The sequence below is a fragment of the Heyndrickxia acidicola genome (assembly GCF_001636425.1).
GTDB classification, from domain to species: domain Bacteria; phylum Bacillota; class Bacilli; order Bacillales; family Bacillaceae_C; genus Bacillus_AE; species Bacillus_AE acidicola.
Window position 1 is genome coordinate 3,297,799 of the sequence record NZ_KV440953.1, and the last position, 22,124, is coordinate 3,319,922.

General features: G+C 39.6%; 19 protein-coding genes and 1 riboswitch. Of the genes, 6 read left to right on the top strand and 13 right to left on the bottom strand.

Annotated elements, in window-relative coordinates:
• Genes A5N88_RS15335 through A5N88_RS15345 form a run of 3 tightly spaced genes read right to left on the bottom strand, consistent with a single transcriptional unit; the run spans position 1 to position 2,361 of the window.
• Positions 1–909, bottom strand: coding sequence for a BadF/BadG/BcrA/BcrD ATPase family protein (locus tag A5N88_RS15335; RefSeq protein ID WP_066267621.1), 909 nt, complete (start codon positions 907–909; stop codon positions 1–3).
• 11 nt (positions 910–920) lie between these two features.
• Positions 921–2,015 (bottom strand): DUF871 domain-containing protein, encoded by a 1,095-nt coding sequence (locus A5N88_RS15340; RefSeq protein ID WP_066267623.1) that lies wholly within the window; start codon positions 2,013–2,015, stop codon positions 921–923.
• Positions 2,016–2,031: 16 nt separating this feature from the next.
• Positions 2,032–2,361, bottom strand: a complete 330-nt coding sequence (locus A5N88_RS15345; RefSeq protein WP_198160297.1) for a PTS lactose/cellobiose transporter subunit IIA — start codon at positions 2,359–2,361, stop codon at positions 2,032–2,034.
• Positions 2,362–2,603: 242 nt separating this feature from the next.
• Here A5N88_RS15345 and A5N88_RS15350 point away from each other — a divergent pair, with 242 nt between their 5' ends.
• The 4 genes from A5N88_RS15350 to A5N88_RS15365 all read left to right on the top strand — a co-directional run bounded on the left by A5N88_RS15350 (position 2,604) and on the right by A5N88_RS15365 (position 5,970).
• Complete coding sequence (locus A5N88_RS15350; RefSeq protein WP_066267625.1) at positions 2,604–2,909, top strand: PTS sugar transporter subunit IIB; 306 nt, start codon at positions 2,604–2,606, stop codon at positions 2,907–2,909.
• A gap of 30 nt (positions 2,910–2,939) precedes the next feature.
• The gene (locus tag A5N88_RS15355; RefSeq protein ID WP_066267627.1) at positions 2,940–4,217 is read left to right on the top strand and encodes a PTS sugar transporter subunit IIC; all 1,278 of its coding nucleotides are present in this window, start codon (positions 2,940–2,942) and stop codon (positions 4,215–4,217) included.
• Positions 4,218–4,297: 80 nt separating this feature from the next.
• Complete coding sequence (locus A5N88_RS15360) at positions 4,298–4,597, top strand: hypothetical protein (protein WP_066267630.1); 300 nt, start codon at positions 4,298–4,300, stop codon at positions 4,595–4,597.
• Positions 4,598–4,617: 20 nt separating this feature from the next.
• Positions 4,618–5,970, top strand: coding sequence for a 6-phospho-beta-glucosidase (locus A5N88_RS15365; protein ID WP_066267632.1), 1,353 nt, complete (start codon positions 4,618–4,620; stop codon positions 5,968–5,970).
• An 84-nt stretch (positions 5,971–6,054) separates the two neighbouring features.
• Here A5N88_RS15365 and A5N88_RS15370 read toward each other — a convergent pair whose 3' ends face one another.
• On the bottom strand, positions 6,055–6,837 hold the full coding sequence (locus A5N88_RS15370) for a COG4705 family protein (RefSeq protein WP_066267634.1): 783 nt from the start codon (positions 6,835–6,837) through the stop codon (positions 6,055–6,057).
• A 210-nt stretch (positions 6,838–7,047) separates the two neighbouring features.
• Here A5N88_RS15370 and A5N88_RS15375 point away from each other — a divergent pair, with 210 nt between their 5' ends.
• Positions 7,048–8,184, top strand: a complete 1,137-nt coding sequence (locus A5N88_RS15375) for a TDT family transporter (RefSeq protein ID WP_157090692.1) — start codon at positions 7,048–7,050, stop codon at positions 8,182–8,184.
• A gap of 156 nt (positions 8,185–8,340) precedes the next feature.
• On the opposite strand, the gene A5N88_RS15380 is transcribed toward A5N88_RS15375, so the two are convergent.
• The 5 genes from A5N88_RS15380 to mmuP all read right to left on the bottom strand — a co-directional run bounded on the left by A5N88_RS15380 (position 8,341) and on the right by mmuP (position 15,494).
• Positions 8,341–9,249 (bottom strand): DNA-3-methyladenine glycosylase family protein, encoded by a 909-nt coding sequence (locus A5N88_RS15380; RefSeq protein WP_066267638.1) that lies wholly within the window; start codon positions 9,247–9,249, stop codon positions 8,341–8,343.
• A 161-nt stretch (positions 9,250–9,410) separates the two neighbouring features.
• Positions 9,411–10,658 carry an anaerobic sulfatase maturase gene (locus tag A5N88_RS15385; protein ID WP_066267641.1) on the bottom strand — a complete coding sequence of 416 codons (1,248 nt, stop codon included), beginning with the start codon at positions 10,656–10,658 and terminating at the stop codon, positions 9,411–9,413.
• Between the two features lie 27 nt (positions 10,659–10,685).
• On the bottom strand, positions 10,686–12,905 hold the full coding sequence (locus tag A5N88_RS15390) for an arylsulfatase (protein ID WP_232317584.1): 2,220 nt from the start codon (positions 12,903–12,905) through the stop codon (positions 10,686–10,688).
• 233 nt (positions 12,906–13,138) lie between these two features.
• Entirely contained in the window at positions 13,139–14,110 is a 972-nt protein-coding gene (gene mmuM / locus A5N88_RS15395) for a homocysteine S-methyltransferase (protein ID WP_066267643.1), read from the bottom strand.
• On the bottom strand, positions 14,085–15,494 hold the full coding sequence (mmuP, locus tag A5N88_RS15400; protein WP_066267645.1) for an S-methylmethionine permease: 1,410 nt from the start codon (positions 15,492–15,494) through the stop codon (positions 14,085–14,087). The genes mmuM and mmuP overlap by 26 nt, the downstream gene beginning before the upstream one ends.
• Before the next feature lie 79 nt (positions 15,495–15,573).
• Positions 15,574–15,682, bottom strand: a riboswitch (SAM riboswitch).
• 393 nt (positions 15,683–16,075) lie between these two features.
• Between mmuP and A5N88_RS15405 the strand changes: the two genes are divergently transcribed.
• Entirely contained in the window at positions 16,076–16,981 is a 906-nt protein-coding gene (locus A5N88_RS15405; protein ID WP_066267648.1) for a nuclease-related domain-containing protein, read from the top strand.
• 502 nt (positions 16,982–17,483) lie between these two features.
• Here A5N88_RS15405 and A5N88_RS15410 read toward each other — a convergent pair.
• The 4 genes from A5N88_RS15410 to A5N88_RS15425 all read right to left on the bottom strand — a co-directional run bounded on the left by A5N88_RS15410 (position 17,484) and on the right by A5N88_RS15425 (position 22,112).
• Positions 17,484–19,181 (bottom strand): ABC transporter substrate-binding protein, encoded by a 1,698-nt coding sequence (locus tag A5N88_RS15410; protein ID WP_066267650.1) that lies wholly within the window; start codon positions 19,179–19,181, stop codon positions 17,484–17,486.
• A 77-nt stretch (positions 19,182–19,258) separates the two neighbouring features.
• Positions 19,259–20,179 (bottom strand): ABC transporter permease, encoded by a 921-nt coding sequence (locus A5N88_RS15415; RefSeq protein WP_066267652.1) that lies wholly within the window; start codon positions 20,177–20,179, stop codon positions 19,259–19,261.
• Positions 20,180–20,216: 37 nt separating this feature from the next.
• The gene (locus A5N88_RS15420) at positions 20,217–21,122 is read right to left on the bottom strand and encodes an ABC transporter permease (protein WP_066270591.1); all 906 of its coding nucleotides are present in this window, start codon (positions 21,120–21,122) and stop codon (positions 20,217–20,219) included.
• A gap of 21 nt (positions 21,123–21,143) precedes the next feature.
• Positions 21,144–22,112, bottom strand: a complete 969-nt coding sequence (locus A5N88_RS15425) for an ABC transporter ATP-binding protein (RefSeq protein WP_066267654.1) — start codon at positions 22,110–22,112, stop codon at positions 21,144–21,146.
• Positions 22,113–22,124 lie beyond the last annotated feature (12 nt).

Consider the following 22,124-nt stretch of genomic DNA (forward strand, 5'->3'; position numbering starts at 1 on the left):
TCACAGCTCCTTAGAAAAATATTGAGATTTTGAAATATAATAGGCCCCATATACAGCTGGTATTATTTTATCGATAAAGTGTATTTCTAAATGACTATCTTTAAGCCTGTTTCTAAATGCGTTTTTTACAATTTGGTTTGATTCTAATAGGCTTCCTGCGCAAGCCACTTTTATTGGGCACTCCAGTTGTAAGATATGAATCAGCCTAAGAGTCTGGTCCGCGAGTTGAACACCTGCGATTTCAAATAACATTTGCGCAATATGATCCCCTTTTACAGCCTGAAGATAAACAGTATAGGAAAGTGAAGCAATGTCGTCTTTTTTCGATTGATATATGAATCCTTTTATTTCCTTTACTTTTGTCATTCCCAGCCTATCAAGGATAGCCCTTGTTAATGGACTATACTCCTTATTAGATTCTTCTTCATTTATCATTTGTTTACAAGCCTGTATTGCGACATAATAAGAGCTTCCTGCATCACCCAGCAGGTGGCCCCAGCCCCCTATATAGCTTCCTTGTTCACCATTTCTGCCGTAAGAAATGGATCCGGTACCCGCAATGGTAAGAATTCCATCCTTATCCCCCATATAAGCATAATAAGCAAGCTCAGCATCCGTAACCAAGATAGTGGACAGCTGTGTGACCACCTTTAAGTCCTGTTGAAGCTTTTGACGGTTCTCACCTGCCTCAATTCCAGCGACACCAATGACAATTTCCTTACATTCACCCCCAAATTCACTTTCAAGGCAAGAGGTGATGGCAAAGGAAATGTTGGCTAGTGCTGTTTTATAATTAATAGCCGGATTTCCATACCCGCACGCTGTTTCGAAAACAGCATCCGTCGCATTTTTTAGAATCATAGCTTTTGTTTTTGTTCCACCTGCATCAATTCCAATCAGTAATCCCATGCAAGCCCTCCCTATTCTAGTGGCTGAAAAGCAAATTGACTCCATGGCTTCAGGTAGTCCAGTAAAAAGATCTCTTCTTCTCTTATTCGCCCCACCACATTTGTTTTCCCTGAATTCATCATTTCCTTGAGAACAACCTGGAGCTCACCCGCATATTGCCCATACAGATTATTTTCAATTACAATATCGCCTTTCTTCATATCCCTGCAATGGTGGGGTATAAAGTTCTGTCCTTTGTATTTCACTCTGCTTTGAGTGGAACGGATCATATAATCCGATACATCTCCTCTATAAAAGTGCGGTTCCTCAAACACAATTTTTCTTTCAAGCTCCGTAGCTGTTTCTGTAAGATCCACTGTAAAGGTTAATTTGTTTTTATTTATTTCGCTAAGCTGCTTTAATTCCTCTTCTGATGCATAGGCATTTCCAATAATGATGTCATCGATAAGTTCCACGGCATATAAGTGCTTTACCTGTACTTCTATTGGCAGATTTCGATGCATTTCGAGTGTCGGAAGGCCTTCCATTATTGTCCATGGGCCCATCTCAGCATGTGCCGATGAGACAAATGCAGCCGTTCTTATTCCCATGTCCTTAAATTTCTTGCTGCATTCAATAAAAAATGGGTACGATAATCCTGAATACCGGTGAGGATAAAAATTATGACAGCCTAACAAATTACTTTTATTTGGCTGGTAAGTAAGGATATTATCAATATATTTAGTTGCATTGCTCATATTGACTTCAATCTTTAGTCCATACGGATTAAAGGTCATTACCGATTCCTCTTGTCCTGTAAACCCCATGTCGAGTCGAATGCCTGATGCCCCAATCTCGTTAAAAAATGACAAATCACTATAGGAAATGTCCAGTTCCTTAAATACTCTTGGGCTAATATCGGCAATTACTTCCATTCCCTTTTCCTTAGCAAATGAAATGGTTTCTTTAAAGTTAGATAGAATGTTTTCCTTTTTACCATCCAACGATAAAAGACATGTAAATATTCTCTTAAAACCATATTTACTTGCTAATGCAATATACTCTTTATCTTTTTCCATGATGGAATGGTTTGGATAAATGGAAATACCTAATTTTTGTTCAGACATTCCTGTCATCCTTCCTTTACTTTTTTTCTAATAGTTCCATCTTCTTCAACATTTTTACCATTTGTTCAATTAAAGAAATCTCACTGATTGCCGCCATTAAATGATCCTGAGCATGAATCATCAATAAGGTCCCTTCTACTTTTTCACCATTTAGTTCAGCCTGAATCAATTGTGTTTGTGTGTTATGTGCAAGATTCAACTCAGAATGTGCCTCTTTTAATAATTCTTCTGCTTCGCTAAATCTATAAAGGTGAGCTTTTTCTAACCCTTCGAATGCTAGCCCTTTCGCATTTCCACCATGAGCAATAATTTGAAAGATTGATTGTTCCATGTCCAGTGTTTTCATTTTTTATATCTCCTATCAAAATTTTATTTTAAAAATTAAAATTTAATTTGAAATTTAAATTCAGTTTATCATATAATTACCTTAAATTGAAAACACTTTCAAAATTTTAAAGAGAGACTAGGGGATTGAGGTGAAATAAAAAAGCAGCTCATAATTAGAAGTTTCATAGCATCAAAAAAACGACATTTGATGAACGGTAAAACAAATTCATATGAAGGCTTGGGAATAAGAGGAGGTAAACAATGAAGGTTTTATTTGTATGTGCTGGCGGCATGTCCAGTTCTATTGTTGTGAATGCGCTCAAAAAAGAGGCAGATAAAGAAGGATTAGCAATGGAGGTAAAAGCAGTAGGAACAGGGGAAGTTTCCAACGAAACCAAAAATGGCTGGAACATTATTATGGTGGCTCCGCAAATTAGACACCGCTTTAGCCAAGTAAAAACAGAAGCAGATGGTGCAAACATTCCTTGCGAGTTAATTCCTATGAAAGCATATACACCTCTTGGTGGTCCTGCTCTTCTAAAAATTGTTAAGGAAATAGCACAATAACCATTTATTTTATTATAGGGGGATATATGAATGGATAGAATTGTTGGCTGGATGGAAAATTATCTTTCTGGTACTATGGCTCGTTTCTCTGAACAGCGCCATTTAAGAGCCATTAGGGATGGGGTTATTTCGGCATTGCCATTTATAATTGTAGGTTCCTTTTTCTTAATTCTCGCTTTTCCGCCTTTGCCTAAGGATTGGGCAATCTCAGAATGGGCGGCTAAAAATGCTTTGCAAATTTTGCTCCCATACCGGCTTACCATGTATATTATGTCACTTTATATAGCCTTTGGAGTTGGATATAACCTTGCCAAAAGCTATAAACTAGATCCGCTTTCCGGAGCGCAGGTATCCGTTTGTGCATTGTTATTAACGCTTACTCCGGAATTACTTAAAGACGGCTATGCACTCCCAATGAGCAACCTGGGGGGATCTGGTCTTTTTGTTACGATGATTGTCTCTATTGTTTCAGTAGAAATACTTCGTTTTTGCAAGACGAAGAACATTACGATTAAAATGCCGGAACAGGTACCGCCATCTGTAGCGCGATCTTTTGAAGCATTAATACCAGTTGCCGCAGTCATTATTTTAATGTCTTTAATCACTTATGTTTTTAAAATTGACCTGCATTCAGAAATCGGAAAATTAATTGCACCTATTGTAACAGCAGGAGACTCTATTTGGGGTGTCTTAATCCCCGGATTCTTAATTTGTTTCCTATGGTTCTTTGGAATTCATGGAGACTCTGTCGTTGGCCCAGTTGTTCGGCCATTGTGGGAGCTTTACCTAGCAAAGAATGCCGAAGCAGTTGCAAACCATTCCCACCACTTACCTCATGTAGCACCTGAGACATTCTTCCAATGGTTTATTTGGATTGGAGGCTCTGGAGCTACACTTGGACTGGTACTTGCTATGCTGGTTTTTTCAAAATCCAAATACATGAAAGCTGTAGGCAGGGCGTCTATCATTCCAAGTATTTTTAATATTAACGAACCGGTCATTTTCGGGGTGCCAATTGTATTGAATCCCATTCTGGCTATTCCATTTATTCTTACACCCATTATTAATATCTGTTTAACGTACTTCTTAACCGTTGTAGGATGGGTCACTCCTACTTTCGTTCAGCCGCCATGGACGCTTCCTGCGCCAATTGGTGCCTATTTAGCAACAGGCGGGGATATACATGCTGTTTTTCTTACTCTAATAAACATTGCTATTTCCTTTTTCGTTTATCTCCCTTTCTTTAAAATGTATGATAGAAAAATGGCAAAAATGGAAACAGATGAAAACGATAATCAAGCAGCATAAAGGAATTGTTTTAAAATAAATGAAAGAGGCAGCTCCCTCTTTCATTTATTTTCATTTTAGATAGCTGGAGGGAGTTAACAATGAACTCACCCTTTGAATTTAAACAAGTATCCGCTAAAAGTATCGCATTCTTTTTATTGTTTGTTTCAATGGTAAACCTGATTCTTGCTCAGCCGCTTATTTATCTCGGTCTGCCAAAGTCGCTTAGTTTTTTTATCAGTACAGGTCTGGCAGGTACTGCCGGACTTACAATTGTCCTTACACTTATAGAGGCAAAAGTAAAAGACAAAAAAGGAGTGCTTAAAAGACTGCTATTATCAGCCGTAATATGTATCTCCTTAAGTTATCTTCTAATCTATAAACTTCATTTCACAAATTAATTTTTGGAGGTTTGAGCAATATGGATAAGCAAGGATTAAAAATTGCTACAATTGGGGGAGGGTCAAGCTATACACCTGAGTTTGTGGAAGGACTAATTAAGCGCTATGACCAGCTTCCCGTAAAAGAACTTTGGCTAGCAGATATTGAAGAAGGAAGAGAAAAGCTTGAAATAGTCGGAAACCTGGCAAAGAGAATGGTTGAAAAGGCCTCTCTCCCAATGGAAATTAAATTAACTTTGGACCGGGAAGAAGCTCTTAAAGATGCCGATTTTGTTACCACTCAGATGAGGGTGGGATTATTAGCCGCAAGAGCAAAAGATGAAAGAATACCCTTACAGCACGGAATCATTGGGCAGGAAACAAATGGCGCCGGCGGCCTATTTAAAGGGTTGAGAACCATTCCTGTCCTGCTGGATATCTCGGCAAAAATGCAAAGACTTTGTCCAAATGCCTGGCTAATCAATTTTACGAACCCTGCTGGAATGGTAACAGAAGCCTTACTTCGATATGGACAACATAAAAAAGTAATTGGTGTCTGCAATCTCCCAATCCATACTCGCATTACCATTGCAAAACTGTTAAATGTACCTCTTGAAAGTGTCGAAATTGATTTTGCAGGATTAAATCATATGGTATATGGCTTAGATGTCCGCGTCTACGGAGAATCTGTTTTAGACCATGTTTTAGAAATAATGGGAGATCCCAAAAAACAAATCTCTATGCAAAATATCGCTCCTATTCCCTGGGAAAGCCATTTCCTAAAGTCACTTCGTTTAATTCCGTGCTCGTATCATCGATATTATTATAAGACGAGTGAAATATTAAAAAAGGAGCTTGAGTCATTTGCTTCGGGCAATACCAGGGCAGAAACGGTCATTGCTTTAGAAAAAGAACTCTTTGAATTATATAAGGATCCTACACTAGATATCAAACCTCCCCAGCTTCAAAAAAGAGGCGGAGCCTATTACAGCGATGCTGCATGCAATGTCATCAATTCTATTTACAATGATATAGGAGACATTCAAACTCTAAATGTTAGAAATGACGGGGCAATTCTCGGAATTTCCGATGAATCGGCTGTAGAGGTAAACTGTGTGGTTACAAAGGATGGGCCCAAGCCTGTTTCAGTAGGTCAATTGCCTGTATCGGTAAATGGGTTAATACAACAAATTAAATCCTTTGAAATGACAGCTGCTGAAGCTGCAGTTACAGGTTCTTATGATAAAGCCCTTCTGGCAATGTGCATTAATCCACTTGTTCCAAGCGACTACCTTGCAAAAGCAGTATTGGATGATTTATTGGAAGCACATAAAGAATACCTTCCTCTTTTTTATAAAAACCAAAATAGAGATAGGGTCCCGTCCACCATTTGACAAGCTACCGAAACAACAATTATGGCAGATAACCTAAAAAACCCTCCATTCAATGAATGGAGGGTTTTTTAAAAAGATTTAAGATTAAGCACGTTTGCGAACTTCCAAGGCAGCCGCTTCCTCATTTATATCCTTGCGAGTAATGGTCAAATAGCCCACTAGAAGAACAATAACGATGCCTAAGGTAAGGCTGACCGGACCTTCTCCAAGTCCCAGCCCTCCATGCTTTGCAGAAGTCCAGTCTGAAAAAGAAGCACCAACCGGACGCGTCATAATGTAGGCGAACCAGAAAGCAAAAATTTCATTAAACTTGAATAACCAATAACCCACAGCTGGAATTGCCAGCAATACGGCAAAGACCACTCCTGCTGAGAAATAGCCCAGCTTCATTGTGGATGCCATCATATCTCCTGCAGCTGTACCCAGCGCAAATGTTCCCAGTACTGCAGCCCAATAGAGCATTTCGCGAAACCGTGTATAGATACTGTGAATAGAAAGCGTCTTTTGAGTTGCGTACCAGAAGATAAAGATTGCAGCCAATACAATAGCAAAAAAGGACGTAGATACAATATAAGGAATCCCTACTATTACATGGATGAAATCAGCTGCCATCGTACCGAATATACTGACCATAACAACAACAAGCCAATAAATCCATGCTACATAACGATCTGCCCGGAACTGAAGTACCAGGGAGACTATTAATCCTATAAAAGCAATGGCTACAGCCAGGACTGGATTCATATTATTAACGAGATAGTCAGAAAATACCTCGCCCATTCCAGTAGTCAGTATCTTCGTAATCCAAAAATAAACCGTAATTTCCGGGACTTTTGTAAACATATTAACGGATAATGATTTGTTCATACTTTTATTCGTTCCTCCAGTCATTTAAAAGGCTTTTTTATTATACGTTTTAAAAGGGAGACAAAGAGGTGCAGCCCTAATTCAAACAATATAATTGACTGGCGGAGGATGCGAAAAGTTCATTTGGGATGGAAAGCATTTTGATATTTAGTTTACTAGTCTTAAACTCTGTGAATAGAAATTCGTTTAAAGAGCTTATGATATAATAGAATGAATATACCTTACAAGGTAATGGTGATGACGTTGATCTATATCATTTTATTATGCATTCTTTCTATTAGCATTGTTTTGTTTTTTAGTTTTAATAAAATTTATATTAAAACTTCTGCTATGGCCGTTGTGATGGCATTAGGAATAGTAACAGAAGGGGCTCTTTTAAGCTTTTTTGGCATGCATTTTTTCAGGGGGATTTACGGCAAACTGCTCTCTACTTTTAACCTATCCTTATGGACTTCATTTATCTTTTCTTTATCTATGACCTGTTTTAAAGGAAAGTTTAAAGAGCTTCATTATAGCCACCCCATTAATCGCTTCGGAATTGGAACATGGGTTGCCGGAACTTCTATCTGCGGAATTATCATTTATAAAGAATTTCCTCAATGGGGAGCTGTATCCGAAGTTCTTACTTTTCTCAATGCTGGGCTATGGGCTGTATATTTAGGTTTATGCATGAGGAGTTTTTATGTACTCTCTCATTCCTCTTTAAAAGAAAATTCAAATGGTATTCTTCTTTTAACAACTGTCAGCACCCAATCCATTGTTCTATTATCGAATACCATTTTTGCAGAGATTCCATTGATCATTAATAAAACATTATTAATGATTGGCTTCTGTTTTTATATGGTTAGTGCATTCTATATCATAAAGCGGTATATAACCAGTTCATGGATAGTGGAAACGGACTGGAATAATACAAACTGTATCTTGCACGGGGCTATATCCATATCCGGCATTGCCTGTATCACAACAAAAGTTCTGGATGAAAGAATCATTCAGTTTATATGGATTGCAGCCTTAACCGTTTTTATTCTCATTGAATGCATTGAATTATGGAGATTGATTCTACGCATTAAACGGTTTGGCATAAATAAGGGAATCTTGATATATGATGTAACCCAGTGGAGCAGAATTTTTACTTTTGCTATGTTCTATACCTTCACTTCGCTTATCAGCATTCATGCAGCTATACTATCTTTTTTGAAAAATATCATTTTATCTGCAGGTATATGGATTATTCTTTTCCTGCTTATAATGGAAGCATTATTAAGCATCCAATTTGTTTTTAATACCTACAAAAAATCAGCAGGCAGAAGACAAACCGAAAATGGAGTAACCTTTCCCTCCTAAAGGGGAGGTTTTTTTTATAACCTTACAGTACCTCCTTTTTAATATTACCAGTCTTAATTCTTGTTAATTAAGATCCTGAAAAAAAGACGATAGTTGACACAATCCATGAGAAAACAGACTTTTAACAGGCCTTTTTCGTGAAAAGCCTTTTGAAACCTACTCATATAAAGACCGCCATAGATAAAAAGTGGCATAGGCCTCCCATCCTGCCCAATTAGCAGAGAGTTCTTTGATTTCATCTATTGTCGGTTTTCTTTCCAACCCTAATTGAAGCTTTAATGCATTATGAAGTCCGACATCTGCCAGCGGAAAAGCAGTTGGGATGTGCAAACATTTCATCATCACATAATCTGCCGTCCAGGCGCCTATTCCCCTTAAAGCCATTAAAGAATGTTTAACTTGCTGATACTCCCGGTTTTGTAGCAGCTTTTCTTTTGACAGCTCCCCATTTGTCATAGCTTTTGCAACCCCAATAATATATTCAGCCTTCCGGGCAGTAAATTGGAGAGTTGTTAAATCCTCTACATCAAGTGCCGCTATTTTTTCATACTCTGGGTATAACCAATAGGTTTCTCCATTAAATATAAGAGATTCTCCAAAGTGTTTAACAAAACGCTCCCTCAATGTGTAAGCAAATGATAGATTAATTTGCTGTCCCATAATAGCCCATGTAATGGCTTCAAATAGATCAGGTATGCAGATCATCCGCAAACCATAATAGGTACTTGCCAGCTTCTGCATTAGCTTGTCGTTCCCTGCTGTCATATAAAATTCCCCAAGCTCTTGACTGAGATCAAACCATTCCCCTATGTACGCTGCAATCTCTTCCCGAAGTGCAACAGGAGGAGGCGAAATGGGAAACTCTATTTTAATAAAGCCATTTTCACATCCGATTTTACAGACTATTAATTCCCCTCTCACTTTTAGCAATTTAAAGAGACTTCCATCTTTTATTTGATGCAGTATTTCTTTGTCAGATCTGCCAAGGAACACTAAGCATTCTTCAAAGTTGAACTCTTTTGGCGGAACTATTTCCATATAGGATGGGTAATCAATCCAAATCATATCTCTATCTCCCTAGTGCATAATACAAAGCATTCTTTATAAGAATGAAGAACTTGTTACATTATTGACAATCATGGCAAAAGTAAATACGCTTGAGAAAATATGTCTCCATCCATATACAAAAAATACCACATTCTCAAAAACTGCGATAGAAATAAGTGTTATACTTTTCTCTTTATTCCCAGACCTCCAGGAAGAATTTCTTTAATATCAGAAGCTGGTAATCCCTCTTGCAGCAATTGCTTCATTATTTTCATATATGGATCAATATGCTTAAAATATTTTTTATAGGATGCGCATAAATAATTTAACCCTGGCTCATTTTGCTCTGAAACCAGAAATCGATGTTTAGGACATTCACCATGGCAAGCAAATCGAACCTGGCAGGTTCTGCATACGGAGGGAAGTATATCGCTCTTCTTTCGGCCAAAGGCACGCTGTGATGGAAGGTTCATTATATTCAATAACCCATCCGCAATATTACCTAATCGATATTCAGGGTAGACATAATGATCACAAGAAAACAGATCGCCATTGTGTTCCATTGCCACTGCCCGGCCGCATTCTTCAGAGAAAATACAAATGGGAGAAGGAATTCCAATCCAGGATGCCAATGCCCATTCAAAATTCATGACATAAACGGAGCCTATATCCTGTGCTACCCACTCATTAAAAATTTGATTGAGGAACTCTCCATACATTCCTGGTTCTACTGTCCAAGGAGTGACGGTTTGCTGTGCTTCTTCCATCAATAAAGATGGAGGAGTTGCATGGCTTAAAGAAAGCTCTGCCGCTTCTTCATTCATTTCTCTTTCTACAATAGGGATGAACTGTATATATGAAATGTCCTGCTCCTTTAAAAAATGATAAATTTCCAGAGGTTTATAAGCGGAGTCTCTTGTAACACAGGTAAGGATGTTACATTCCACTTCATTTTTTTTTAACAGTTCAAGTCCTCTCATTACCAGCTTAAAAGTAGCTTTTCCTCCCTTGTCTATCCTATACTGATCATGAATAGACTCGGGGCCGTCTAAGCTTAAACCAACCAAAAAACCATTGGCGGAAAAGAATTCACACCATTGATTATTCAAGAGTGTTCCATTGGTTTGAATTGTGTTGGTGATTTTTTTCCCATTCGCGTACTTTTCTTGCAAAGATACCGCTTTTAAAAAGAAATCTATCCCAATTAATGTCGGTTCTCCTCCCTGCCAAGCAAATACAATCTCCTGTGAGTCCTGAGATGCAATGTATTGTTTAATATACGACTCTAAAACCTCCTCTGACATTCGAAAAGAATGACCCTTCTGATAATAAGCTTCTTTTTCTGTGTAATAGCAATACTTGCAATCCAGGTTGCAGATCGGGCCAGAAGGCTTAGCAAGAATATGGAAATTATGATATACGCTCAACTTACCGCCCCTTTTCTCTAGAGGAATTTAACCCCAAAAGTTTTTCCCATTTATTCTAATGTGAATGGAATCTCTTTTTCTCTTTTTTAAAATCTTTCTTTTTACTTGAGCATCATACAGCTCAATTACCGCTTTGAATATGTGTCCGCTAAACGGAAATTCCTTCACCGGGTAGTTAGCGCTCACAGCCGTTAATCTATCCCTTCCAATATCTAATCCCTCACTGGAAATCATAAACGGGAGAGTTGGGTCCATATAAAGAGCACCGGCTTCGTCTTCATTAATTGATAGCTTGCCGGTTCCTCGAATAAACCCTTCAGCTTTAAAGTCGAACCTCACGATTGAAAATCCAATGGGCATCTGAATGGAGGATTGAATCTTATAGACAGTGCCGGCATAATTATATTCATAGATTAGGTAGTTATCTTTTATATAGAATGTATAACCGCTTGAATGGCTGCCATGGGCAAGTAATACACCTTCTTCTGAAGGATCCGAACGAAAGATGGAAATAGTAATGGAGTAAGAAGAATGGTTGATACTTGGAGCTGCGGTTGTTGGTAAATGAGCCATTCCAGGATAGAAGGTAAACATTGTTCTTCCCTCCTGCAAGCCGTCAAACCTGTTTGTATATGGATTGTCATTTAGAGGCAGAACATTGTATTTCTCCGCTTCCTCCCACCATTTTAGTTGAAGCTCTTTTAATTTTTTGGGGAATTTTTCTGCCAGATTATCATTTTGTGAAAAGTCTTGGTTAACATGATAGAGCTCCCAATGATCCTCTGCAAAAGGGACACCTCTTTCATGATAGGTAACAGCCACCCACCCGTCCTCCCAAATAGCACGATGCCCAAGCATTTCAAAATACTGTGTTTTTCTCTTTGATGGAGCATACGGATCGGTAAATGTATTCAGCATACTCACACCATGAAGCGGCAATTGTTTCACACCTTTAAAAACTTTTGGGGCATCAATGTTCAGGAGGTCCAGAATGGTAGGTGTAATATCTATAGCATGATAAAATTGGGAACGAATCTCTCCGGGATCTGAAATATGCTGAGGGCATTGGATGATGAGGGGGACATGGGTACCACCAAAAAATGTATTTTGCTTATAATATTTAAATGGTGTATTGCAGGACTGAGCCCATCCTTTTGGATAATTGGCGTTTGAATACGGTCCTCCTATTTCATCTATATGCTCAAACATTTCATCTACATTTTCCTCAATCCCATTGAAGTAGGCGGCATCATTTATAGAACCATTCCAGCCTCCTTCCTGGCTTCCTCCATTATCAGACAGTAAAACAATAATGGTATTCTCCAGCTTGTTTTTTGATTTCAGGAAATCAAGGACTCTCCCAATTTGCTGATCTGTATGAGTTAGAAAGCCGGCATACGTCTGTTGAAATTTTATAAATAAGTCCTTTTCTTTTGTTGTCAGTTCGTCCCATGCCTTAATTCCAGGATTTCGTTCGACCAGCTTTGTATCTGGAGGGACAATCCCCATTTCTTTTTGCCGATTAAAGCGCTCTTTTCTGATTTGGTCCCATCCAATATCATATACACCCTTATATTTTTCTATATAATCTTTTGGAACCTGATGCGGCTCATGCTGTGCGCCGAATGCCAAGTATAGAAAGAATGGCCGGTCCGGAGTAACCGATATATGATCAGTTAAAAATTCCAGCGACCTATTAACCAGATCCTCCGATAAATGGTAATGGGGCATTCCGGGTTTCTGTACACGATGATTATCATAAATCAAATCCGGTTCATACTGATCGGTCTTGGCTAAGAGAAATCCATAACACCGATCAAACCCCTTTGAAAGCGGCCAATTAGTAAAAGGGCCGCTTGAAGCAGCTTCATGGCCTGGAACCAGATGCCATTTTCCAACCATAAAAGTAGCCATTTCATTCATCTTTAATATTTCAGCCAATGTAGCAGCAGAATCAGATATCCTCCCTCGTTTATTAGGATACTCCGGCCCCCAATCTACGTCCGCAATCATTCCCATCCCCACCGAGTGGCAGTTGCGTCCAGTTAACAGACACGCACGCGTCGGTGAACACAATGGGGTTACATTGAAATTGTTGTACCTCAGGCCGCTTCTTGCCAGCGAATTAATATGAGGCGTTTCAATTTCTGAACCATAGCATCCTAAAGCAGAGTAGCCTACATCATCCAAAACGATATAGATAACATTAAGATCGGACCTCTCTTCGGAACCTCTCTTTGTTTCCAATGCCATCTTTCCTTTCATGCTGTCCATTGCACAAGGATTTTTAGATAAACGATTTATATTCATTAAGTACTTTATTAAAAAGAACCCCATATTATGAAAAAACACTGCTGAAAGTTTTTTACCTTTAGCAGTGTTTATTTTGCCTTTTTATTTTTCTTGGGATACTTAGATTACCACAAAGGATAGCTGCTCTTTTAGCTCAATTCCTATGAAGCATCTGCTCGATTAAGTAGTTAAGATTCCGCCATCTGAATAGAATGGGGAGCTCTCCACTTTTTTGAAAGCTCATAAATATGCTGAGGAGTTGTTCTGCAGCATCCTCCTATTAATCGTGCACCTGCACGGTACCATTCATCTGAATCTACATCAAATCCATTACATAGTTCCTGGCCATGCCATGTTTTTGTTTCTGGATTGTAGGTTTCTCCTGAATTAGGATAAATGAGAATGAGTTTATTTGTGTTTGCCTTCAGCTCAAGAATGGCATCTGCCACAATGGAGATAGGAGCACAATTGACGCCTATAGCAGCAATTTGCTCATTTTCCTCAAATACCTTTGCACATTCCTCCAGCCTCGTGCCATCACTAATTTCCCCCTCATTTTTTAATGAAAATGAAAGCCAGGCATAGGTTTCTGGAAATTCCGCCAACAAGGCTCCTAATACCTTTGCTTCCTTTAAAGAAGGTATGGTTTCGAATGCTAGAATATCTGGACCTGCTTCTACTAATGCGGACAATCTTGAACGATGAAACTCTTTTAATCTATCATCTGATACTCCGTAGTTGCCAACATACTCTGAGCCGTCTGCAAGGTAAGCCCCATATGGTCCAACTGACGCCGCAACAAGAGGCTTAGGCCTGTTCGTTTCCGTATTTCCCTTCCAAAAATCATCTCTGGCCCTTTTCGCTATCAATACCGACTGTTTAATTAATTCCAATGCTTCCTTTTCCTCTATTCCCCGCTTGGAAAATCCATCAACAGAAGCCTGATAGCTTGCTGTAATGGCACAGTCTGCCCCAGCCTGGAAGTAGTCAGAATGAACCTGATAAATTAGATCCGGATTTTCTAGCAGTACGCGTGCTGACCAAAGCGGATCATCTAAATTGCATCCAAGGGACTCCAGTTCAGTAGCCAATGCCCCGTCAAGAAGCATAACAGAATGTTTAGATAAAATAGCCTCAATTGGGTTGATTTTGTTGGACATAGCTTTCTCCTCTTTTCTTCATATTTTGTGTCACATAATAACTTCCGTAGCAAAACAATATAAAGGGAATGCCGCAATATAAGGCGATTCGTTGTGTCGAATCAAATGCAATGCCAATGCAGGATGACAGGCACAGGATAAATGAAGCGATAGGTATAAGCGGGTATAGCGGCGTACAATAGACCAGATCCTTTATCGAATGGCCTTCCTTCAAATATTTCCTGCGAAATAAAAACTGTGAAGCACTAATGCTCATCCAGACAACAACAACTGCCAAGCCTGATATAGACACAAGCACGATATACACAGTATCCGGTGCAACAACACTTGAGAGTAAAGCCAATGCCCCTCCCAGCATGCTGAAAATGACGGCATTGATCGGGACACCACGATTTGTTATTTTTGCAAAAACAGGTGAGATCGTGTTTTTATTAGCAAGAGACCATAACATTCTGGAGGAAGCATATAAACCGGAATTCGCGGCAGATAAAATAGCCATTAGGATGACAAAGTTCATAATGTCTGCAGAATAAGGCACTCCTATTCTGTCCAGAACGGCAACAAAGGGGCTTTTTAAAACTCCTGCATCTGAAAAAGGCAGTAACGCAGACAGAATCACGATTGTGCCGACAAAAAAGATGATTAATCTCCATAAGGTAGTACGTATGGCCTTCGGTATTGTTTTTTCCGGATCTGCCGTTTCCCCGGCTGCAATTCCAATGAGTTCCGTTCCTGAAAAAGCAAAATTAACGGCAAGCATGGTCATGACAATAGCAAGGGCCCCATGCGGAAACATGCCGTCCTGTTTAAAATTAGACAAGAAAGGAGCTGATTGGGAATGAGCCATTGGAAGAATGCCAGTCATTGCTGCTGCTCCAATGATAATAAAAAGCAAAATGGCTATGACCTTTATAGATGAAAACCAGAACTCAGACTCAGCAAAAATCTTAACTGTTACTATATTTAAAACAAAGATTAAAATGGCAAAAAGAGCGCTCCATATCCACACATTGATGGATGGAAACCACCTTTGCATCAGTAAACCAGCTGCTGTAAACTCAGATCCCAAAGCAACGGTCCATGTCAGCCAATACAACCAGGCTACTGTGTACCCTGTACCCGGTCCAATGTATTTTTCTGCATAGCTATGAAATGCACCCGTTTCTGGCATGTGAACAGAAAGCTCTCCTAAACATAGCATGACTAGATAAACGACTAGCGCTCCAATTAAATAGGAGAGTATGGTTCCAAATGGACCTGCTTGCTGAATGGTATACCCAGTACTTAAGAATAGTCCCGTTCCAATCACCCCACCAAGCGACAGCATAACTAGATGGCGGGCTGTCATTTTACGCTGAAAATCCTGCTTTTGATTTTTCTCCATCTCTACTCTCCTTTACTATCCAGAAAAAGCAAAAACGCACTCTATTAAAGAGTGCGCTGCTGACAAATAAAAACGTACGCTCTTATCTATCAGGATCATCACCCCGCTGGAATTAGCACAGTGTCTTTGGCTAAAGACCTGTTGCTGAGGCTTCATAGGGCCAGTCCCTCCACCTCTCTGGATAAGAAATATTTTTTTATAACTTTATCAACCTACTTATAAATTGTCAAGAGAATTCAGTTTATTTTAAGGCTGTTTTCGCATAGATTGTTGCTTTACGTATAAAGAATCTTTTCGTATGTGGCCTACCTTCGTGGCATCTTTTCGTCAGTTATTTAAAGTTTTAATACAGAATCTCGATTTTAATCATTTTTCGTGTCAGATAGCAACAAAGTTTACGAAAAGAGCCTATTTAAAAAAGAAGTTGACTACAAATGTTTAATTAAATTACTCTTAAATTTGGCTATCCCTAGGCTATTTGGCTTTAATTTTAGAGAATTATTTATAAAGTATTACAATAGATTTACCGTTATATATTATAATAGACTTAGAATTTGAAGAATTTGTAAAGGATGTGAAATATGATTTATAAAACTCGCAATGAATCTACTGAATTAGTAATTTTAGAATCCTTAAACACTCGAATGAATCTATCAGTTAAAGACAAGCAGCATTATTCCAATCTGAAAAAGGGCTATGAAGGAGAGGTATTATTTGATTCTTTGACGGAAAATCTTGAATGTGAATGCTTTATCTTAAATGATTTGCTGCTCAAACTAAATAACACCCTGTTCCAAATAGACTCGCTTATTATTACTTCAGAAACTATCTATCTGTTTGAAGTAAAGAACTTCGAAGGAGATTTTTATTTTGAATCCGATAGATTTTACAAGAAGCCCCAAACCGAGATGAGTAATCCCCTTCTCCAATTAAGCAAAGGAGAATCACTGTTACGTCAGTTACTTCAAAACCTTGGAATTAATATTCCTATTAATGCATCTGTTGTGTTTATTAACCCCGCATTCACTTTATACCAAGCACCTCTCAATAAACCATTTATTCTTCCTACTCAGCTTAATAGCTATTTTAAAAAGCTAAATACACTACCTTCAAAGTTATATAAAAAACATGAGATACTAGCTGAAAAATTACTTTCACTGCATATAAATGACTCTCCTTTTAAAACTTTACCATTGTATAATTATGATGATTTACAAAAGGGAATCACTTGCGATAAGTGCTCCTCATTTTCAATTTCTATTGAGGGAAGGAATTGTGTTTGTAATGATTGTGGACATCAAGAATTGGTTACAGCTGCCGTCATTCGAAGTGTAGAAGAATTTAAACTTCTTTTTCCTAATGAAAAAATTACAACCAATATTGTTCACGAGTGGTGCAAGGCAGTGACATCGAAAAAGAGGATAAGAATGATTTTAGGAAAAAATCTTGAAATAAGCGGAATTCATCAATGGGCTTTTTACGAATAAATCTTTTATAATGAGTTGTGTCCTTCATTTCCTTTATGAAGGACCTTTCACTTTCTTTTTTTCCAGGTTTTGGCCTTCATCAACCTTATGAACGACTTTTCAGCTTCTCTTTTTCCTCGTTTTGGCCTTCATCGACCTTATGAAGGACTTTTCAGCTTCCCTGTTTCCTCGTTTTAGCCTTCATCATCCTTATGAAGGACTTTTCACCTTCTCTTTTTCCACGTTTTGGCCTTCATCATCCTTATGAAGGACTTTTCAGCTTCCCTGTTTCCTCGTTTTTGCCTTCATCATCCTTATGAAGGACTTTTCAGCTTCCCTGTTTCCTCGTTTTAGCCTTCATCATCCTTATGAAGGACTCTCCCCTTTCTCTTTTTCTACGTTGCCAATCTCCTAACGAAAACATCATTCTGTACTGCCTGCACACGGCAAACCGGCATCAAATCTCAACAAACAAAAAGCTAACACCCCACCTGGGGTGTTAGCTTTAATGTTACAGAAAGAATTAACTTTGTGACTTATCTTTATCAATCCAAATATATTGAAGAGGATCTGGAACAACAGGACTAATATAGAAACCGTGTACCCAGGTTTGTGCAGCATAAGTAGTAACCGGATAATACATCGGAACCCAAGGCGCATCCTTCATGATTTGTTCGGTCACCTGCTTATACAAGTCCATACGTTCTTGTTGATTGGTATCATTTTGCGCTTTATTTAACCACGCATCGACCTGCTTATTCGTGTACATGGAAGAGTTATTAGCAGGTTGTTCGCTGGAGTTAAACAATGTATTTAAAAAGTCAGAAGCATCCGGGAAATCTTCAATCCAGGCAAGTGTGTAAATGCCTTGTGTATTTCCTTTTTCGTTAATAGTTAAAAAAGTGTTCCAATCTGGTGCGTTTACTTTTGTATCGAACCCAACAGCGTTCAGGTCATTTTGAATAGATTGTGAAATTTTCATTTCATCTGGATCATTATAGCTATAGAGCGTAAGTGATGTACCCGGTTTGATCCCTGCTTCTTGAAGCATCTGCTTTGCTTTTTGTGGATTATACGAATATTGGCTATCCGCTGCAAGATCTTTCACATAACCTGGAACTCCTGGTGGCAATGGCTGATTTGCGATTTGTCCGCGACCATTCAAGAGCTGTAGAATCTTCTTCTTATCGATGGCATATTCGATTGCCTGGCGTACTTTTGGGTTATTAAATGGGGCAACCTTGCTATTCATTCCCAAATATTCAACGGTATTCTGAGCGGCAGAATAAACAGTCTTCTTCAAATTAGGATTTGTTAAAAATTGCGGGTACGATGCCGATGGAATACCGGAAGAACCGAACAGATTTCCGATGATCGCTGTTTTTCCCTGTTGGTAGTTTAACGCATCTAATTGACCATTTTTATTAATTCGAATCGTAATTTTATCCAGATACGGCAGTTGATTACCATGGCTATCTTTCATCCAATAGTTTTTATTTTTCTCAAGCACCATTTGGCTGACATCGTAGGAAGCAAGCTTGAACGGACCTGAGCCCATTGCTGTATTCGAATCGAACGATTTATTTCCAACTTTATTAATGTACGTTTGGTCAACCGCAGAGAAGAAAGGCATTGCTAATACATCAAGGAAGAACGGCTGCGGCTTTGTCAACTGAATAACCAGTGTATTGGCATCTGGTGTGGTAATACCGGAAATTGTTTTGCTTTTGCCCTTGTTGTATTCTGTGGAGCCTTTTACGATTGGATCAATAAATCCTTCACCAGGTGAAGCAACTTTAGGATCTAACACACGCTTGAACTCATCAACAAAGGATTGGGCAGTGACAGGATCCCCGTTCCAGAATTTTGCACCTTGTCGGATTTTAAAGGTGTATGTGAGTCCATCCTTGGAAATAGTATAGCTTTCTGCCAGCATCGGCTTAAGATTGGTAGTATTCTTATCGTATGTTATCAGCTGATCATACATCTCAGTTACAGCTTCATTTGATGTCGTATCATACGAAAGAGCAGGATCCAAATCTTTAAAGTTCGAAACTGTGTCCAATAAAATGTTTCCGCCTTCGACAGGCTTACTGTTCGCTGTGTTCGCAGGACTGGCACTTGTTGAAGTAGATTGTGAACCGCAGCCAGCTAACGCTACTCCCAATGCGCTGATTGCCGCAATGGTGGTTAATCCCATTTTAAATCGCTTTTTAGGCATTATTTCTCCCCCTTAATAAATGTGTATTTTTGGTTTATGCCAACAGGTGGTGTAAATTAGACCACCAAGCATACAAATTAACTGTACCGAATGCGCGGATCGACAAACGCATAAATAACATCAACAATAAGAGTAAAAGCAACTACAACAAGAGCGGTTAATAAAACAGTCCCCATAATAACGGGTATATCGGATTGGGGAATGGCTTCATAGGATAAGACACCAAGACCATTCCAATTAAATGTATTTTCAATCAGAACAACACCGGTTAATAGGTATCCGATATCAATTCCGCCGAATGTGACAACAGGAATTAATGCATTCCGAACGACGTGCCTCCAGATGACCCTCCGTTCTGATGCTCCTTTCGCTCTAGCTGTGCGTACATAATCCTGGCCCATTACTTCCAGCATGGAGGCTTTTAACAAACGGGTATAGTAGGCAGCACCTGTAACTCCATACGTAAGAGATGGCAAAATCAAGCTTTGGAACCCGCTGCTGCCGCCAAGCGGGAAGATCGGAAGCTTGTAACCCAGCCAATACAATAACAACAATCCCAGCCAGAAAACCGGCAAAGAAATTCCGACAAGTGCAAGGGAACTGACAAAATAGTCGCTTTTCTTCCTAGCTCTCCTTGCTGTGTAAATCCCCAGCGGTATTCCAATGATAAGCTCTGCAATCCAGCAGCCAAGCGCTAATAATAGTGTAGGCCCAAGCCGCTGTCCAATCAGGGTCCCAACCGGCTGGTTATAGATATAAGACGTGCCAAGATTGCCTTGCACAAGCTTCCATAAATAATGAATATATTGAATAATTAAAGGCTGATCCAAGCCAAGATTATGCCTTATTTGTGCGATTACTTGAGGGGTAGCCTTCTGTCCGGCAATCATGCGGGCTGGATCAGAGGGAATGGCATAGACCAGCAGGAATGTTACGACTGAAATACCAAATACAACAATTAGGGCACCGCCCAAACGGCGGACAATATAGGAAGCCACGCTTATTCCTCCTTTTTAGCAAAATACAAACGGAAACTTAATGTGTAACATTATGAGGGTCTAAAATATCACGCAGTCCATCCCCTAATAAGTTAAAGCCAAGTACAGAAAGCAAAAGTGCAATACCCGGATACCATAAAATCCACGGGGCATACTGGTAAGCCTGCAGCCCTTCGTTAATCATATTTCCCCAGCTCGGAGTCGGGGGCTGAATTCCGATACCAAGATAACTAAGACCCGCTTCGGTTAATATGTTCAGGCCTACATTGAGCATGGAAAGGACAATGACGGGACCGATTACATTGGGCAGGATGACTTTAAAAAGAATCCTATTAGCGGACGCTCCCAAAGCACGTTCTGCCTGGACATAATCAAATTCTTTTAAAGAAAGAACCTGACCGCGAACCACCCGTGTCATGACTCCCCACCCTAATATTCCAATCGCAATAAAGACATTCGTGATGCTTGGGCTTAGGATAGCAACCAAAGCCATGTTAAAAATTAAAAAGGGAAATGCAAGCACAGTATCTGTTATTCGCATAATGATTGTATCGACGATTCCTCCGAAATAACCTGAAATGAGTCCAAGGGTCACGCCTATCAATAAGTTGATTAGTGATGCGAAAATTCCGACTTCTAAAGAGACTCTGCTTCCATATATAACTCTGGATAATACATCCCGCCCTAAAGCATCTGCTCCCCATAAAAACTTATGGTTAGGAGAAGTTGGCATTCCATTGCTTGTAATTCCATCTGCGAACTGCTTCGCATATGGATGCGGTGCAATCAAGGGGGCAAATACTGCAAAAATAAGTAATATGAGAACAATAGCCGATCCTATGTATATCATCGGAAACGTTCGAAATGATTTCCACGCTCTCTTTCCCAGCGATGGCTTTACTTTAGGATATACTGCTGCCGACGATGCGGGTTGAACCTCCATCACCTTGTACACACTCCTCTCTTATTCATACAAATGGCATGCTACATAATGATTTTGTTTTACTTCCTTCCATTCCGGTACTGCCTCTGAACATTTAGACATTGCGTGCGGACAGCGGGTATGGAACGGACAACCTGAAGGGGGATTTGCGGGACTTGGAATATCTCCCTGCAAAAGAATCCGTTCTCTTCTAGCATCCGGATCCGGGATAGGCACTGCCGACATAAGTGCCTGGGTATACGGATGTAGCGGTTCATTGAAAAGAGAATCTACATCTGCCATTTCCGCCATTTTCCCCAGATACAATACCAGAACGCGATCGCTAATATGGCGAACAACACTTAGATCATGTGCAATGAAAATGTACGTAAGATCAAATTCTGTTTGCAGATCAATCAGCAAATTCAATACTTGTGATTGAACTGAAACATCAAGCGCTGCTACTGGTTCATCCAAGATCATCAGCTTAGGTTGTAGAGCAAGTGCCCTGGCAATGCCAATTCGCTGTCGTTGTCCCCCTGAAAATTCATGCGGGTAACGAACGGCATAATCGGCATCAAGCCCAACCCGTTCGAGAAGCTGCCGGGCTCGCATACTTCGTTCTTTTGGCGAGTAAAGCTTATGAATCTCCAGCGGACTCGATAAAATTTGCTCAACAGAGAAACGAGGATTTAGCGAGGCATATGGATCCTGGAATACAATTTGCATTTGTCTTCGTATGGATTGCAGCTGCTGCTTAGGCAGCTTTAAAATATCCTTCTGATCAAATTCAATAGAACCGCTGGTTGGTTCAATCAGGCGCAGAATACTTCGCCCCATCGTGGACTTTCCGCACCCGGACTCCCCGACTACTCCCAGTGTCTCCCCTTTATTAAGGGTAAATGAAACGCCATTTACCGCCTGAACATGGCCCACCACCCGCTGCAAAATACCACGCCGGATGGGAAACGATTTTTTTAGTTGGTTTACTCTAAGTAATGTCTCTGGCATTTAAGCTTCTCC

What these genes read in the sequence shown, in the direction of transcription:
- A5N88_RS15335 (WP_066267621.1), bottom strand. Translation starts at nt 909, where the DNA reads ATGGGATTACTGATTGGAATTGATGCAGGTGGAACAAAAACAAAAGCT.
- A5N88_RS15340 (WP_066267623.1), bottom strand. Translation starts at nt 2,015, where the DNA reads ATGTCTGAACAAAAATTAGGTATTTCCATTTATCCAAACCATTCCATC.
- A5N88_RS15345 (WP_198160297.1), bottom strand. Translation starts at nt 2,361, where the DNA reads ATGAAAACACTGGACATGGAACAATCAATCTTTCAAATTATTGCTCAT.
- A5N88_RS15350 (WP_066267625.1), top strand. Translation starts at nt 2,604, where the DNA reads ATGAAGGTTTTATTTGTATGTGCTGGCGGCATGTCCAGTTCTATTGTT.
- A5N88_RS15355 (WP_066267627.1), top strand. Translation starts at nt 2,940, where the DNA reads ATGGATAGAATTGTTGGCTGGATGGAAAATTATCTTTCTGGTACTATG.
- A5N88_RS15360 (WP_066267630.1), top strand. Translation starts at nt 4,298, where the DNA reads ATGAACTCACCCTTTGAATTTAAACAAGTATCCGCTAAAAGTATCGCA.
- A5N88_RS15365 (WP_066267632.1), top strand. Translation starts at nt 4,618, where the DNA reads ATGGATAAGCAAGGATTAAAAATTGCTACAATTGGGGGAGGGTCAAGC.
- A5N88_RS15370 (WP_066267634.1), bottom strand. Translation starts at nt 6,837, where the DNA reads ATGAACAAATCATTATCCGTTAATATGTTTACAAAAGTCCCGGAAATT.
- A5N88_RS15375 (WP_157090692.1), top strand. Translation starts at nt 7,048, where the DNA reads ATGAATATACCTTACAAGGTAATGGTGATGACGTTGATCTATATCATT.
- A5N88_RS15380 (WP_066267638.1), bottom strand. Translation starts at nt 9,249, where the DNA reads ATGATTTGGATTGATTACCCATCCTATATGGAAATAGTTCCGCCAAAA.
- mmuM (WP_066267643.1), bottom strand. Translation starts at nt 14,110, where the DNA reads ATGTCCAACAAAATCAACCCAATTGAGGCTATTTTATCTAAACATTCT.
- mmuP (WP_066267645.1), bottom strand. Translation starts at nt 15,494, where the DNA reads ATGGAGAAAAATCAAAAGCAGGATTTTCAGCGTAAAATGACAGCCCGC.
- A5N88_RS15405 (WP_066267648.1), top strand. Translation starts at nt 16,076, where the DNA reads ATGATTTATAAAACTCGCAATGAATCTACTGAATTAGTAATTTTAGAA.
- A5N88_RS15410 (WP_066267650.1), bottom strand. Translation starts at nt 19,181, where the DNA reads ATGCCTAAAAAGCGATTTAAAATGGGATTAACCACCATTGCGGCAATC.
- A5N88_RS15420 (WP_066270591.1), bottom strand. Translation starts at nt 21,122, where the DNA reads ATGGAGGTTCAACCCGCATCGTCGGCAGCAGTATATCCTAAAGTAAAG.
- A5N88_RS15425 (WP_066267654.1), bottom strand. Translation starts at nt 22,112, where the DNA reads ATGCCAGAGACATTACTTAGAGTAAACCAACTAAAAAAATCGTTTCCC.